Source organism: Pseudomonas sp. SWI44 (assembly GCF_002947915.1).
GTDB classification, from domain to species: domain Bacteria; phylum Pseudomonadota; class Gammaproteobacteria; order Pseudomonadales; family Pseudomonadaceae; genus Aquipseudomonas; species Aquipseudomonas taiwanensis.
In genome coordinates, this window is record NZ_CP026674.1 from 3228680 (window position 1) to 3242586 (window position 13907).

The window sequence follows — 13907 nt, forward strand, 5'->3', positions numbered from 1 at the left end:
GTTTGCTCCTACCGTGGCGCCCAGCACCCGACCATGTGCAGCAGATCGCCATGCCCGTCTAGCCGCAGTTCACCGCTTGCCCCCGCTTCACTGGCACTGAGCACCACCTCGGACGGCAACCGTACCGGTTTCAAGAAATCCACCTCGAAGCGGTAGCCGCTGCTGGGCAGGTGCGTACGCAGTGCCGCCAGGGCCATGGCCTTGCTCCACATGCCATGGGCGATGGCCTTGGGGAAGCCGAACAGGCGCGCACTGGCAGCGCTGAGGTGGATCGGATTGTAATCGCCGCAGACCCTGGCATATCGCCGGCCGATGTCGCTGTCGGCGTACCAGCGGGTGGCTTCTGGCAATGGGGCGGTGTCGGGGGCAGGTGCTTCTTCGGGCTGCCCATCGAGGCGCAAGCCGCGTACCAGCATGCGGCTGGTTTCGCGCCATAGCAGGCCGAGACTGTCTTCGGCCTCGGTGATCAGGTCGAAGGTGCCGCCTTTGGCGTGCGGCTGAAGGTTCTCGGCGTGAACGGCAAACCGCAGACCGTCGATGCCGCCAAGCGGCCGCAACACGTCGATGCGGTTGTGCACATGCACCAGCCCCAGCAGCGGGAAGGGAAAGTCATGGGCGGTCAGCAACTGCAGTTGCAGGGTGAACGCCATGATGTGCGGGTAGGTACCCGGCAAGCGGCCGTCATCGGGGAAGTGGCAGAGCCGGCGGTAGGCCGCCAGGTTGTCGTGCTGTACATGAAGGAAACAACGCAAGCCCGTGGCCGGAAGCGTGTCGCCGCTGATCTTGCGCTTGCTCGCCGCGCGCAGATAGAGGCTGGCGCGCGCGTCTGGACTGTGCAGGTCGTGCCACTGTCGATCCATGTTCACGCTCCCATCAGCGCCTGGCCGCAAACCCGAAGCACCTGGCCATTGATCGCTCCGGAGCCAGGCTGGCTGAGCCAGGCAATCGCCTCGGCGACATCTTGTGGACGCCCGCCCTGGCCCAGGGAGCTCAGGCGTCGGCCGGCTTCGCGAAGCCCCATGGGCATGGCGGCGGTCATATGGGTTTCGATGAAACCGGGGGCCACGGCATTGATGCTGGCGCCTCGCTCGGCGAGCTTCGGCGCCCAGGCCTGGGCAAGCCCGATCAGCCCGGCCTTGCTTGCTGCATAGTTGGACTGGCCACGGTTGCCGGCGATACCGCTGACCGACGCCAGCAGCGTGATGCGAGCCTCTTCGCCCAGGGCGCCGGCGTCATACAGCGCCTGAGTCAGTACCTGCGGGGCCTTGAGGTTGACCGCCAGTACTGCGTCCCAGTATTCCGGCGTCATGTTGGCCAGGGTCTTGTCGCGGGTGATACCGGCGTTGTGCACGACGATATCGATTCCGCCGGGCAAGGCTTCAAGCAATCGCGCAGCGGCATCGCTGGCGCAGATGTCCAGGCCCAGCGCCTTGCCGCCGAGCCGTGCGGCCAGGGCGTCGAGGTCCTTCTGGGCCTGGGGCACATCCAGCAGCACGACTTCTGCGCCGTCGCGCGCGAGGGTTTCGGCGATGGCTGCGCCAATCCCGCGTGCGGCCCCGGTGACCAGGGCCCGGCGCCCACCTAGAGGCCGCGTCCAGTCCTGGACCTGGCTGGCGCAGGGCTCAAGACGCAGTACCTGACCGGAGATGAATGCACTCTTGGGCGAAAGGAAGAAGCGCAGGGCCCCTTCAAGTTGATCTTGTGCTCCGGGGGCCACGTACAGCAATTGTGCAGTGGCGCCGTTGCGCAGCTCTTTGGCCAACGAGCGGCTGAAGCCCTCCAAGGCGCGTTGTGCGACGCTGGCCATCGGGTCGTCGAGGCTTTCCGGCGCACGCCCGAGGATCACTACATGGGCACAGGAGGCCAGGCTGCGCAGCAGCGGCTGGAAGAACTCACGCAACTGCTTCAGCCCGTCGCTGTCGGACAGATGACTGGCATCGAACACCACAGCCTTCAACTTTGGCCCAAGGCCGGCGACCCAGGCGGGTGCCTGCAGGTCTTCGCCATTGAAGCTATAGAAATCGTCGGTCAGGCGCGGGGCGATAGACTCGACCTGGTTCGCCAGCGGACCACCGCCGAGCACCAATGCGCCTTCGACCGGGCGCAGGCGGCCGGGTTGCCAGCGCTCCAGGGGCGCGGGGTGGGGCAGGCCCAAGGCATCCACGAGGCGTCGACCGAGGTTGGAGTTGGCGAAGCCTAGATAGCGATCACTCATGTGCGGGTCTCCCTGAATGCAAGCTTGCAAGTGTGGACCAAGTTTGTGGCAAGGTCGTTCGAATGCGGTAAAAACACCTAGGCTGTACGGATCAAATTGTTTCAGGAGGAACATGCGCATGCGTTCAACTCGCCGGGTCGCGATCCTGGGCGGCAACCGAATTCCCTTCGCCCGCTCCAACGGTGCCTATGCCAATGCCAGCAACCAGGCGATGCTCACCATCACTCTGGAAGGCCTGATCGAACGCTACCGGCTGCATGGATTGAAGCTGGGGGAGGTCGTTGCCGGGGCGGTACTGAAGCACTCCCGCGAGATGGCCCTTACCCGCGAGTGTGTGCTGGGCTCACGGCTGTCGCCGCAGACGCCTGCCTATGACATCCAGCAAGCCTGTGCCACCGGCCTTGAGGCGGCGTTGCTGGTGGCCAACAAGATTGCCTTGGGGCAGATCGACAGCGCGATCGCCGGCGGGGTGGACACCACGTCCGATGCGCCCATCGCCGTCGGCGAAGGCTTGCGCCGGATTCTGCTGCAGGCTCACCGGGGCAGGACGCTGGGGGAGCGGCTCAAACCGTTCCTCAAGCTGCGCCCCGGCCACCTGAAGCCAGAACTGCCGCGTAACGAAGAGCCACGCACCGGCCTGTCGATGGGCGAGCATTGCGAACGCATGGCTCAGACCTGGCAGATTGGCCGCGCCGAACAGGACGAACTGGCGCTGCTCAGTCACCAGCGCCTGGCTGCGTCCTATACCGAAGGTTGGCAGGATGATCTGCTGACGCCGTTCATGGGGCTGGCCCGCGACAACAACCTGCGTGGGGACCTGACGCTCGAACAACTCGGTGCGCTGAAACCGGTGTTCGACCGAAGCGGCCAAGGCACGCTGACGCCGGGTAATGCCACCCCGCTGACCGATGGCGCCTCGCTGGTGTTGCTGGGCAGCGAGGAGTGGGCACAGGCGCAAGGCCTCCCGGTGTTGGCGTATCTCGTCGATGGCGAGGCGGCCGCGGTGGACTTCGTCACTGGCAAGGAGGGGCTGCTGATGGCGCCAGCGTACGCCGTGCCGCGTCTGCTGGCGCGCAATGGCCTGACCCTGCAGGACTTCGACTACTACGAAATTCACGAGGCATTCGCCGCCCAGGTGCTGTGCACGCTCAAGGCCTGGGAGGACACCGACTACTGCCGTGAACGACTGGGTCTCGATGGCCCGCTGGGGGCGATCGACCGCAGCAAGCTCAACGTCAAGGGCAGTTCGTTGGCCGCCGGCCACCCCTTCGCCGCGACGGGCGGGCGGATTCTGGCCAACATGGCCAAGTTGCTGGCGACGGCAGGCAAGGGCCGGGGCTTGATCTCGATCTGCGCGGCGGGTGGGCAGGGGGTCACGGCCATCGTCGAACGTTGAGCATTTGCACGACAAGCCCACGGTTCAGGCATCCCATCGCCGGCTGGCCGGCGATGAGCCCGATAGTCCCGTGTTAGGCTTGTCTGGTCAGAACTACAAGAAACCCACATGCCGACCATCGGACACCCACGCCCCATCCCAGTGCTGGATCACCTGCCCAGGCCGCTCTACGCCCGTGCCGAAAGCCTTGGCGCCGGCTCCTGGACCACGCGGCACCGCCATGACTGGGTGCAGTTCTCCTATGCCATCAGCGGAGTGCTCGGCGTCTACACCGCGGATGGCAGCTATTTCGCGCCGCCGCAATGGGGCGTGTGGATTCCCGCTGATGCCGAACACGAAGTCGTTACCTCGATGCAGGCTGAAATGCGCAGCCTTTATGTGCGCCGCGATGCCTGCCCGTGGGCGCCGACGCAGTGCCGGGTCCTGGAAGTGACGCCGCTGGCGCGTGAACTCATCAAGCAGTTCTGCCTGTTCCCCGTGGATTACCCCGAAGGCGACAGTCCCGAAGCACGGCTGGTGTCTGTGCTACTCGATCAGTTGCGTACATTGCCTGAGGTTGGGTTCTCACTGCCGTTGCCGCGTCATCCCGGGCTGCTGGCCTTGTGCAACGGCCTGATCGCCACACCCGAGCAGCCGCAGACCCTGCAGGAATGGGCCAGACAGCTGGCGTGTTCGGAGAAAACCCTGATGCGCCTGTTCCAGCGGGAGACGGGCCTGAGCTTTCGCAACTGGCGCCAGCGCATGCGCCTGTTGTCGTCCCTGGCCCTGCTGGAAGCGGGAGAGAGTGTGACCGAGGCGGCGCTGGGCTGTGGTTATGACTCCACCTCAGCCTACATCGCCGCCTTCAAGCAGCTGTTCGGGTCGACCCCCGGCGAGTTGCGGCTCTAGCGGTCAGGTGCGGAAGCGGCGTACCAGCGCATCCAGCTCGTTGGAAAGGCCGGCCAGGCTCTCGGAGTCCTGACGGGCGGCTTGGGCCAGCTCGGCCACCAGTTGCGCATCGCCATGGATCTGGCTGATGTGGCGGTTGATGTCCTCTGCCACTTGGTGCTGCTCTTCCGCTGCCGTCGCGATCTGGGTATTCATGTCGCGGATGATGTCCACCGACTCGCGAATCTGGCCAAAGCTGTCGCGGGCCAGCCCGATCCGGCTGACCGACTGCTGCGACACCTCCAGGCTGGCGTGCATCTGCTCGGCCACCTCGGCGGTACGGCTGGCCAGGTTGCCCAGCAGGCCGTCGATCTCAGCGGTGGAATCGGCGGTGCGCTTGGCCAGGGCCCGTACTTCGTCGGCGACCACGGCGAAACCACGGCCCTGCTCGCCGGCACGCGCGGCCTCGATGGCGGCGTTGAGGGCCAGCAGGTTGGTCTGCTCGGCAATCGAGCGGATGGTGCCGAGGATCGACTGAATGGCGTTGCTGTCACGCTCCAGTTGCTGGATCGACTGCGCCGACTGCTCGATCTCCTGGCTCAGGCGATCGACGCTGTGCACCGCCGCATCGATCTGCTGCTGGCCTTCACGCGCTTGCTGCTGGCCGCTGTCGGCCGATTGCGCGGCCTGGCTGCACGAGCGGGCCACTTCGTTGGCGGTCGCGACCATTTCGTGGAAGGCGGTGGACACCATGTCCACGGCTTCACGCTGGCGCCCGGCGGCTTCGGCCATGTCGCTGGAAACCCGGGTGGAACTGCTGGAGGTGCTGAGAATCTTGGCGGCGGCGGCACCGATGTGCTGAATCAGGCTGCGGATCGCGCCGAGGAACTGGTTGAACCAGCTGGCCAGTTGTGCGGTTTCGTCGCGGCCGCGGATTTCCAGGTTCCGGGTCAGGTCGCCTTCGCCCTGGGCGATGTCTTCCAGACCGCTGGTCACGCTGTTGATCGGGCGCACGATGAGCTTGGCGAACGCGGCGCCGACGACCGCGAACAGCGCCGCCAGCACCAGGGCGATGGTGCCGATCAGCCAAGTCAGGCGGGTAGTGGTCTGCATCACTTCGCTTTGTTCGATCAGGCCGATGAAAGTCCAGCCCAGCTTTTCGTCCGGGTAGACGTTGGCCATGTAGCGGGTGCCGTTGAGCTCGATCTCCACCAGGCCTTTGCCGGCCTTGGCCAGTTCGGCGTAGCCGTCACCAAAGCTGGCCAGTTGTTTGAAGTTGTGGCTGGCATCGCGCGGGTCGACCATCACGTTACCGTTGCTTTCCACCAGCATCAGGTAACCGCTTTCGCCCACTTTGATCTGCTTGACGATCTCGGTCAGGCCTTTGAGCGAGACGTCGATGTTGACCACACCGCCTGGGTTGCCCAGTTTGTTGGCGACAGCGCGTACGGTGCTGACCAGCACGGCATCGTCGGGAGCCCAGTAATAGGCCCCGGTGCGTACGGTCTTGCCGGGGTTGGCCATGGCCTGCTGGTACCACGGGCGTGGGCGTGGGTCGTAGTTGACGAACTTCTGGCCGGCAGGCCAACCGACATAGCCGCCGTCGCTGACGCCGTAGGAGATGTAGGCGTAGCCAGGGTGAGCGTCAGCCAGACGGGTGAAAAAGTCGAGCAGCTGCTGCGCCTGTGCACCCAGTTCATAGGACGGATTGGCACTCATGAACTTGTTCAGCTCGTTACCGGTCGCGGCTACCATGGGCTGCGCGGCCAGAAACTCCACGTTTTGGTCGATGCCCTGGAAGAAGATATTCATCGCATTGCTGACCTGGCGGATTTCCCGGCTACTGCCGTCGAGGAAACCTTCGCGGGCTTCGCCTCGCAGGTTCAGGACCACTAACGTGGCTACCAGCACAATGGGCAAGGCGGCGATGACCGCGAATGCCCAGGTCAGTTTCTGTTTGATGTTCATCGACGCTCCCGGAATTTTTTTCTTTATCGACACACGAGGCAGTAAGCGTTGTATCGGCAGGAGCGTCGGCTTTTTGAGGGGAAACCCCCGTATTTATTGGATAAAGTCGTATTTGGCGACTATTCGGTCGGGTTTAGGCTAATATGGCATACCAAAATGCCAGCAGCGGTGTGCTTTCAGGGGCAGCAAGCGCCACCGTTGGCCAGATCCTTGAGTATTGGGCAGTCTGGCCGGTCGTCGCCCTGGCAGTGCGCGACCAGCTCATCGAGGGTATCGCGCAGGCTGACCAACTCTTCGATCCGGCGGTTCAGTTCGTCGATGTGTTGCATGGCCAGGGCCTTCACATCGGCACTGGCGCGTTGGCGGTCTTGCCACAGGGTCAGCAGCTTGGCGACTTCGTCCAGCGAGAAGCCCAGGTCGCGTGAGCGTTTGATGAAGGCCAGGCGGTGCAGGTCGTCCTGGTGGTACAGGCGATAGCCGCTGTCGCTGCGGGTAGCGGGCTTGAGCAGGCCGATGGACTCGTAGTAGCGAATCATCTTGGTGCTGAGCCCGCTGCGGCGGGCGGCCTGGCCGATGTTCATGGGGCCTCCTGCGAGGTGGTGGTGGGTTTCCAGGTTTTCAGCCAAAGGGCATTGCTGACCACGCTGACGCTCGACAGCGCCATGGCGGCGCCGGCCAGTACCGGATTGAGGTAGCCCAGCGCTGCCAGCGGAATGCCGATGAGGTTGTAGATAAAGGCCCAGAACAGGTTCTGGCGAATCTTGGCGTAGGTCTTGCGGCTGATTTCCAGGGCAGCGGGCACCAGGCGCGGGTCGCCACGCATCAAGGTGATGCCGGCCGCCTGCATGGCGACATCGGTGCCACCGCCCATGGCGATGCCGATATCGGCGGCGGCCAGGGCCGGCGCGTCGTTGATGCCATCGCCTACCATCGCCACCACGCCATCCTGCTTGAGTGCGGCGACAGTGGCGGCTTTGTCGGCTGGCAGCACTTCGGCGTGAACGTCATCGATGCCAAGGGCAGCGGCGACCACTTTGGCGCTGCCACGGTTATCACCGGTCAGCAAATGGCTGCTGATGTGGCGTGCCCGTAGGGCCGCGACGGCCTGTTCGGCGCCGGGCTTGAGGCTGTCACCGAAGGCGAACAGGCCAATGACACGGGGCTGTTCGCCGCGCTCGATGAGCCACGACAAGGTACGGCCTTCGGTTTCCCAAGCCTGGGCCTGGGTGGCCAGTGCGCCGGGCTGCAGGCCGCTTTCATCGAGCAGGCGTCGGTTACCCAGGGCCAGTTCGCGGCCTTGTACCTGCCCGGCGATACCGCGCCCGGTCAGGGACTGGCTGTTGGTCACTGTCGGAACATCCAGATTCTGCTCGGCGCAGGCCTGCAGCACAGCCTTGGCCAAGGGGTGTTCGCTGCCGCGTTGCAGGGCGCCGGCCAGGCGGTGCAGTTCTGCGCTGTCCCCGACCAGCGCCTGGCTGTGGACGACACGGGGGCTGCCGGATGTCAGGGTGCCGGTCTTGTCGAACACCACGCGGTTGACCGCATGGGCACGCTCCAGGGCTTCGGCGTCTTTGATCAGGATGCCATTTCGGGCAGCGACACCGGTGCCGGCCATGATCGCCGCTGGCGTGGCCAGGCCCAAGGCGCAAGGGCAGGCGATGACCAGCACCGCGACGGCATTGATCAGCGCGGTTTCCAGCGGCGCACCGGCCAACCACCAGCCCACCAGCGTGATCAGTGCCAGCACCAGCACCGCTGGGACGAACACCTGGCTGACGCGGTCCACCAGCTTCTGTATAGGGGCCTTGGCCGCCTGGGCGTCTTCGACCAGACGGATGATCCGGGCCAGTACGGTTTCCGTGCCCAGTGCCTGGGTGCGTACCAGCAAGCGGCCTTCACCGTTGATGGCACCTCCGGTGACTGTATCGCCTGGCTGTTTGGGCACCGGCAGGCTTTCGCCACTGATCAGGGCCTCGTCGGCATGGCTGCTGCCGTCCTCCACCAGGCCATCGACCGGGAAGCGTTCGCCAGGTTTGACCACGACCAGGTCGTCGATGCGCAACTGGTCGATAGCCACGTCTTGCTCCAGGCCATCGACCCATCGTACGGCGCGGTCGGGGCGCAAGGCTTCGAGGGCGCGGATGGCGCTGGCGGTCTGGCGTTTGGCGCGGCTTTCCAGGTACTTGCCCAACAGCACTAGGGCAATCACCACCGCCGAGGCCTCGAAGTACAGATGCGGCGCCATTTCCCCCGAGGCATTCGCCCACTGGTACAGGCTCAGCCCATAACCGGCGCTGGTGCCCAGCGCCACCAGCAGGTCCATGTTGCCAGTGCCGGCGCGAACGGCTTTCCAGGCGGCTACGTAGAAACGTGCGCCGAGGACGAACTGCACCGGTGTGGCGAGCAGGAACTGCACCCAGGCAGGCAGCATCCAGTGAATGCCGAATGGCTGCACCAGCATCGGTACTACCAGGGGCAGGGCGAGCAACAGTGCCAGGCCGACCGCCAAACGCTCCTTGCGCAGAGGGTGGAGCGCATCGCTCTGCTCATCCGCGCCGGCCTGGGGCAGGCGGGCACTGTAGCCGGCTTTCTCCACCGCCTCGATCAGTTGGCGATCATCCAGCGCCTGCAGCACACGCAGATGGGCTCGCTCACTGGCCAGGTTGACGCTGACCTCCTCGACGCCTGGCAGTTTGCCCAAGGCGCGCTCGACACGGCCTACGCAACTGGCGCAGGTCATGCCACTGATTTCCAGCTCTACGGTACGGGTAGGGACGGCATAGCCTGCTTCGCGCACGGCGTCGACCAGGGCGTGCAGGCTGTCGGCCGGCGCGAGGACGCGGGCCTGTTCGGTGGCGAGGTTGACACTGACCTGTTCAGCGCCAGCGACTTTGCGCAGGGCGCGCTCGACACGGCCAGCACAGCTGGCACAGGTCATGCCGGAGATCGGCAGGTCGAACGTGGTGGATGCGGGCATGGCTCACTCCTTGGACTGGCCTCCAGCATCAACCTTGCCACGTGGGGAAGGTCAATAGCCCAGGCCGGCTCGCTTCAACTCAAGCCCATTGTGCCCCATGGCGATGCGGTATTTGTTGATCTGCCCAGCCTGCAGGTTCAAGCGGGTGCTGCGTTGGTCCTCGATACCCGGGGCGCAGCCAGGCGCTTGCCCTGGCAACAGACGCAAGCGCACGTCCACCGGGCCGGGTGGCAGGTTGAAGGAGGTCGATTGTTCCTGGAATACACGTCCAGAGAGCTGATCGTTGAGGTAGATGCCGATTTCGCAGCTGGTGGCCACCTCCAGGCGCTCGCGGGAAATGATCAACACGCTGTAGTCCGAGTTGCCCTCGGCGTAAGCGGGGGGCGTGGCGGCCAATGCGCCTAGCAACCCGACAACGCCCACTGCTGCCCTGAACATGAGAAATCTCCTACTTGCCAAATCATCAAAGGCGCAGCTTGGCCGAGGTCAAGGCAGATTTCCAGCCCGGCCGTTTACCGCAGAACTTGACCTTGACCCGATGGCAAGGTTGAAACTGAGGCAAATCCTGAAAGGAGGTAACCTCGATGCAAGTGTTCAACGTACAAGGCATGACCTGCGGCCACTGCGTGAAAGCGGTGACCCGAGCGGTGCAGGAACAGGACCCACAGGCGCGTGTTGAAGTCGACCTGGCTGGCAAGCAGGTGCGTGTGCAGAGCGAGCTGGGGAGCGAACGGATTCTGCAAGCGATCCGCGAAGAGGGTTATCAGGCCGAGATGGCGTGAGGATGGGGGCGGCCTGCCAGCGACAACACAGAGTAATCGACGCCAAATCGCCGGGTTTTTGTTGCAAATGTTTTCATACTCAGGCCATCCGCAGCAGGTAGACTTACGCGCTTGCTTAGCCTGCTATGGATTCCTGATGAACCTGAGAATGGTGCTGATCCTGGGCGCATTGAGTGCGTTCGGGCCCTTGGCGATCGACTTCTACCTGCCCGCCTTCCCGGCCATGGCGCAGGCTTTCGCCACCGATGAACAACATGTCCAGACTACCCTGGCGGCCTATTTCCTCGGGCTGTCCATTGGCCAGTTGGCCTACGGCCCGATCGCCGACCGCTTTGGCCGGCGCAAACCGCTGCTGTTCGGTGTGGCGTTGTTCACCGTTGCGTCCTTGGCCTGCGCGTTCGCGCCCAACCTCGACACGCTGATCCTGGCGCGTTTCGTCCAAGCGTTGGGGGGCTGTGCCGGTATGGTCCTGTCGCGCGCCATCGTCAGCGACAAGTGCGATGCGGTGGCGTCGGCCAAGGTGTTCTCGCAGTTGATGTTGGTCATGGGCCTGGCACCGATCCTTGCGCCGATGCTCGGTGGGGTGCTGGTGAACCTTGCCGGCTGGCAGTCAATCTTCCTGACCTTGAGCCTGTTCAGCGCGGCCTGCCTGCTGGCAGTTGGCATGGGCCTGCCGGAAAGCCTGCCTGCGCACATACCCCGGCAGCCGCTGTCTGGCGCCTTGCGTCAGTATTTCCGGTTGCTCAGCGACCGGGTGTTCCTGGGGCATGCCCTGACGGGAGGCATCGCCATCGCTGGGATGTTCGCCTACATTGCAGGTTCTCCGTTCGTATTCATCAAGCTTTACGGCGTGCCTGCCGAGCATTACGGCTGGTTCTTCGGTGCCAACGCCGCGGGCTTCATCCTGGTTGCACAGGTCAATGCCCGCTTGCTGGCCAAGCGTGGTCCTGCCTTCCTGCTGCTGCGCGCCGTCTGGATGTATCTGGCGGCAGGTTTGGTGTTGCTGGGCGTGGCGGCCACGCGGCCGACGCAGTTGTGGCCGCTGCTGGTGCCTTTGTTCGTGTGCATTGCCAGCCTGGGATGCATCATTCCCAATGCGTCGGCTTGCGCCATGAACGGTCAGGGCGCGCGGGCAGGCAGCGCCTCGGCCCTGATGGGGTGCTTGCAGTTTAGTGTCGCCGCAGGCGCGGCGGCACTGGTCGGGCTGTTGCATGATGGCAGCGCGGTACCGATGGCCATGGTGATCAGCTTGTGTGGCGCACTGGTGGTCAGTGTCGCGCTGCTGACCCGGTACTTGCAGGCCAGGCGTCCGGCATGAGCGTGTGAGGTGCCTTCAGGCGGGTTTCCAACGTGGCGACGAAGGCACGCGCCTCGGCTTCACTGCGGAAACTCACCTTGTGCTGATCGAGTTGAACCTGCCAAGGGCAGTTGGGGTTTCGGCTTGATGCAGTGACGACAATCTTCATCGCGGCATACCTCTGAGGGGGCCGGATCAGTGTAGCGCTGTGCCGAGCGCATGCCATGACCGGCTATGGTGTCCTGACTGACGGTCCTGAGGTGCCACCTCCGTGCCCCTTGCAATGCCAGGTGCAATGCCTGGCATCATGTCGAACCTTCGCTTTTGTTTGCGCTACTTTGGGAAGCCTGTTGTCGGCAGTATCTGCGAAGGCAGCGGGCGATCTTTCCTCCAGCTTCGTCTGTAATCCTTCTAGCTTGCGGTTTTGTCACGCCCCATCAGGCGCTGGCCGGGTCTGCTGTGGATAACCCAGGGCTTTCCAGGGTCGGTGCACCCACGGCACGGCCCCCGTACCTGGCAATCCTGAATGGGTGTTTGCCGGGCATATACTGGCGGCGGGGCCAGCGGCAGTGAGTCATGTTTCCCTGCCAGGGGGGGCAGACGAAGTGCTGGTGATGCGTGTTGCCACGGTTGGCCATTGGAAACCAAAGTGAGCTTGCAGGGAGTTACCAGGACATGAAAGCAGCCAGCAGCATAAGCCAGATCGCCGGCCTGATGGCAGACCCTAAGCGCAGCGCCATGCTATGGGCGTTGATAGACGGCATACCGCGGCCAGCCGATGAGCTGGCAGTGATGACTGGGCTGACCTCATCCTCGGCGTGCGCGCACCTTTCCCTGTTGTCCTCGGCAGGGTTGCTCAGGTTGGAAGCCAGGGGGCGCAAGCGCTATTTCCGGCTGGCGACGCCTCAGGTGGGGGCGGCGGTCGAGGCCTTGGCCAGCGTGCAACTGGAAAGCGCCAGGGGCGCCGGGGCGAAGGCGGCGCCATTGCAGGTACCGTTGTCAATGCGCAGGGCACGCCGTTGTGGCGATCACCTTGGCGGAGAACTGGCAAGCGAGCTGTACCATCGGCTGGTGGTCGCGGGCTGGCTGGAGGGGGCAGGGCAGCAGTTGCTCGTCAGCGAGCAGGGCCGGGCGGAACTGGCCGCCATTGGCGTCTATATCGAGGCCTTGGCGCCGTGCCAGCAGCGCGCAAGCGCACTCTGTCACTGCAACGAATGGAGCGACCAGGGGCCGCATATCGGCGGAAGCCTGGGTCAGGCGATGTTCAAGCTGTTCCTGCAGTCGGGGTGGATTCGCGAGCCGAAAGGCACACGAGCGTTGCACATATCCGCCATGGGCATTCAGCACATCAATCAGATCGCCCGGGTGAAGACGTTGCAGGTGGGGTAATCAACCACCTGCAATGCCAGGTGTGGTCGATCAGCGAACGAGGCGGGCGTCGAGGCTGTTCTGCGCCAGGCGACGGGCCTGGTCTTCGGTCATGCCCAAGTGTGTGTGCAGGGCATGGAAGTTTTCGGTGACATAACCGCCGAAGTAGGCCGGGTCATCCGAATTGACCGTGACCTTCACGCCGCGCTCCAGCATGTCGAGGATGTTGTGTTGGCCCATGTGTTCGAACACGCAAAGCTTGATGTTCGACAGTGGGCAGACGGTGAGCGGAATCTGTTCGTCGATGATGCGTTGCATCAGGCGTTCGTCCTCGATGGCGCGTACGCCATGGTCGATACGCTGGATCTTCAACAGGTCGATGGCTTCCCAGATGTACTCGGGTGGGCCTTCCTCGCCTGCGTGTGCCACGGTCAAGAAGCCCTCGGCGCGGGCGCGGTCGAAGACGCGCTGGAACTTGCTGGGTGGGTGGCCTTTCTCCGAGCTGTCCAGGCCAACAGCGATGAACGCATCGCGGAATGGCAGGGCCTGGTCGAGGGTCTTTTGCGCTTCTTCCTCGCTGAGGTGGCGCAGGAAGCTGAGGATCAGCCCGCTGGAAATCCCCAGTTGCTCACGGCCATCCTTGAGCGCCTGGTTGATGCCATTGAGCACCACTTCGAAGGGGATACCTCGGTCGGTGTGGGTCTGTGGGTCGAAGAAAGGCTCGGTGTGGATTACGTTCTGGGCTTTGCAGCGTTGCAGGTAAGCCCAGGTCAGGTCGTAGAAGTCCTGCTCGGTGCGTAGCACGTCCGCGCCTTGGTAATAGAGGTCGAGGAATTCTTGCAGGTTGTTGAAGGCATAGGCACTGCGCAGCGCCTCCACATCCCCCCAGGGCAGGGCGATCTTGTTGCGCTCGGCCAGGGCGAACAGCAGTTCGGGCTCCAGCGATCCTTCAAGGTGCAGGTGCAGTTCGGCCTTGGGCAGGGCGTTCAACCATTCATACATAGGGGGTTATCTCAATCAGGTACGGTTGCCGCCAT

At 64.0% G+C, this 13907-nt stretch carries 13 protein-coding genes and 1 pseudogene; 5 read left to right on the forward strand and 9 right to left on the reverse strand.

The window, feature by feature from the left end:
• Positions 1-8 precede the first annotated feature (8 nt).
• Positions 9-860, reverse strand: coding sequence for a MaoC/PaaZ C-terminal domain-containing protein (locus tag C4Q26_RS15260; protein ID WP_023382494.1), 852 nt, complete (start codon positions 858-860; stop codon positions 9-11).
• A gap of 2 nt (positions 861-862) precedes the next feature.
• Positions 863-2215, reverse strand: coding sequence for a 3-oxoacyl-ACP reductase (locus C4Q26_RS15265; RefSeq protein WP_023382493.1), 1353 nt, complete (start codon positions 2213-2215; stop codon positions 863-865).
• Between the two features lie 118 nt (positions 2216-2333).
• Here C4Q26_RS15265 and C4Q26_RS15270 point away from each other — a divergent pair, with 118 nt between their 5' ends.
• Together C4Q26_RS15270 and C4Q26_RS15275 are read left to right on the forward strand one after the other, a co-directional pair.
• Positions 2334-3611 carry an acetyl-CoA C-acetyltransferase gene (locus C4Q26_RS15270; RefSeq protein WP_023382492.1) on the forward strand — a complete coding sequence of 426 codons (1278 nt, stop codon included), beginning with the start codon at positions 2334-2336 and terminating at the stop codon, positions 3609-3611.
• A gap of 108 nt (positions 3612-3719) precedes the next feature.
• Complete coding sequence (locus C4Q26_RS15275) at positions 3720-4499, forward strand: helix-turn-helix transcriptional regulator (protein ID WP_023382491.1); 780 nt, start codon at positions 3720-3722, stop codon at positions 4497-4499.
• A 3-nt stretch (positions 4500-4502) separates the two neighbouring features.
• On the opposite strand, the gene C4Q26_RS28815 is transcribed toward C4Q26_RS15275, so the two are convergent.
• The 5 genes and pseudogenes from C4Q26_RS28815 to C4Q26_RS15295 all read right to left on the reverse strand — a co-directional run bounded on the left by C4Q26_RS28815 (position 4503) and on the right by C4Q26_RS15295 (position 9861).
• Complete coding sequence (locus C4Q26_RS28815) at positions 4503-5270, reverse strand: methyl-accepting chemotaxis protein (protein WP_371919400.1); 768 nt, start codon at positions 5268-5270, stop codon at positions 4503-4505.
• Positions 5271-5408: 138 nt separating this feature from the next.
• Positions 5409-6446: pseudogene (locus C4Q26_RS28820) on the reverse strand (cache domain-containing protein); the annotation flags it as partial.
• A 176-nt stretch (positions 6447-6622) separates the two neighbouring features.
• A complete protein-coding gene (cueR, locus tag C4Q26_RS15285; protein WP_023382489.1) occupies positions 6623-7027 on the reverse strand; it encodes a Cu(I)-responsive transcriptional regulator in 405 nt (134 codons plus the stop codon).
• Complete coding sequence (locus tag C4Q26_RS15290; protein WP_104881221.1) at positions 7024-9423, reverse strand: heavy metal translocating P-type ATPase; 2400 nt, start codon at positions 9421-9423, stop codon at positions 7024-7026. Before C4Q26_RS15290 ends, cueR begins: the two co-directional genes overlap by 4 nt.
• A gap of 51 nt (positions 9424-9474) precedes the next feature.
• On the reverse strand, positions 9475-9861 hold the full coding sequence (locus C4Q26_RS15295; RefSeq protein WP_023382487.1) for a hypothetical protein: 387 nt from the start codon (positions 9859-9861) through the stop codon (positions 9475-9477).
• Between the two features lie 146 nt (positions 9862-10007).
• Here C4Q26_RS15295 and C4Q26_RS15300 point away from each other — a divergent pair, with 146 nt between their 5' ends.
• Both C4Q26_RS15300 and C4Q26_RS15305 read left to right on the forward strand, forming a co-directional pair.
• Entirely contained in the window at positions 10008-10205 is a 198-nt protein-coding gene (locus C4Q26_RS15300; protein WP_023382486.1) for a heavy-metal-associated domain-containing protein, read from the forward strand.
• A 136-nt stretch (positions 10206-10341) separates the two neighbouring features.
• The gene (locus C4Q26_RS15305) at positions 10342-11523 is read left to right on the forward strand and encodes a multidrug effflux MFS transporter (protein ID WP_104883266.1); all 1182 of its coding nucleotides are present in this window, start codon (positions 10342-10344) and stop codon (positions 11521-11523) included.
• Here the strand turns inward: C4Q26_RS15305 and C4Q26_RS28345 are convergent.
• A complete protein-coding gene (locus tag C4Q26_RS28345; RefSeq protein WP_081669694.1) occupies positions 11474-11671 on the reverse strand; it encodes a hypothetical protein in 198 nt (65 codons plus the stop codon). The two genes, C4Q26_RS15305 and C4Q26_RS28345, sit on opposite strands and share 50 nt — an antisense overlap.
• A 506-nt stretch (positions 11672-12177) precedes the next feature.
• Between C4Q26_RS28345 and C4Q26_RS15315 the strand changes: the two genes are divergently transcribed.
• Entirely contained in the window at positions 12178-12891 is a 714-nt protein-coding gene (locus C4Q26_RS15315; RefSeq protein WP_027907509.1) for a helix-turn-helix transcriptional regulator, read from the forward strand.
• A gap of 30 nt (positions 12892-12921) precedes the next feature.
• On the opposite strand, the gene C4Q26_RS15320 is transcribed toward C4Q26_RS15315, so the two are convergent.
• Positions 12922-13872 (reverse strand): adenosine deaminase, encoded by a 951-nt coding sequence (locus C4Q26_RS15320; RefSeq protein WP_023382482.1) that lies wholly within the window; start codon positions 13870-13872, stop codon positions 12922-12924.
• Positions 13873-13907: the final 35 nt, after the last annotated feature.

Coding starts and splice junctions, on each gene's coding strand:
- C4Q26_RS15260 (WP_023382494.1), bottom strand. CDS start 860: ATGGATCGACAGTGGCACGACCTGCACAGTCCAGACGCGCGCGCCAGC.
- C4Q26_RS15265 (WP_023382493.1), bottom strand. CDS start 2,215: ATGAGTGATCGCTATCTAGGCTTCGCCAACTCCAACCTCGGTCGACGC.
- C4Q26_RS15270 (WP_023382492.1), top strand. CDS start 2,334: ATGCGTTCAACTCGCCGGGTCGCGATCCTGGGCGGCAACCGAATTCCC.
- C4Q26_RS15275 (WP_023382491.1), top strand. CDS start 3,720: ATGCCGACCATCGGACACCCACGCCCCATCCCAGTGCTGGATCACCTG.
- C4Q26_RS28815 (WP_371919400.1), bottom strand. CDS start 5,270: ATGGCCGAAGCCGCCGGGCGCCAGCGTGAAGCCGTGGACATGGTGTCC.
- cueR (WP_023382489.1), bottom strand. CDS start 7,027: ATGAACATCGGCCAGGCCGCCCGCCGCAGCGGGCTCAGCACCAAGATG.
- C4Q26_RS15290 (WP_104881221.1), bottom strand. CDS start 9,423: ATGCCCGCATCCACCACGTTCGACCTGCCGATCTCCGGCATGACCTGT.
- C4Q26_RS15295 (WP_023382487.1), bottom strand. CDS start 9,861: ATGTTCAGGGCAGCAGTGGGCGTTGTCGGGTTGCTAGGCGCATTGGCC.
- C4Q26_RS15300 (WP_023382486.1), top strand. CDS start 10,008: ATGCAAGTGTTCAACGTACAAGGCATGACCTGCGGCCACTGCGTGAAA.
- C4Q26_RS15305 (WP_104883266.1), top strand. CDS start 10,342: ATGAACCTGAGAATGGTGCTGATCCTGGGCGCATTGAGTGCGTTCGGG.
- C4Q26_RS28345 (WP_081669694.1), bottom strand. CDS start 11,671: ATGAAGATTGTCGTCACTGCATCAAGCCGAAACCCCAACTGCCCTTGG.
- C4Q26_RS15315 (WP_027907509.1), top strand. CDS start 12,178: ATGAAAGCAGCCAGCAGCATAAGCCAGATCGCCGGCCTGATGGCAGAC.
- C4Q26_RS15320 (WP_023382482.1), bottom strand. CDS start 13,872: ATGTATGAATGGTTGAACGCCCTGCCCAAGGCCGAACTGCACCTGCAC.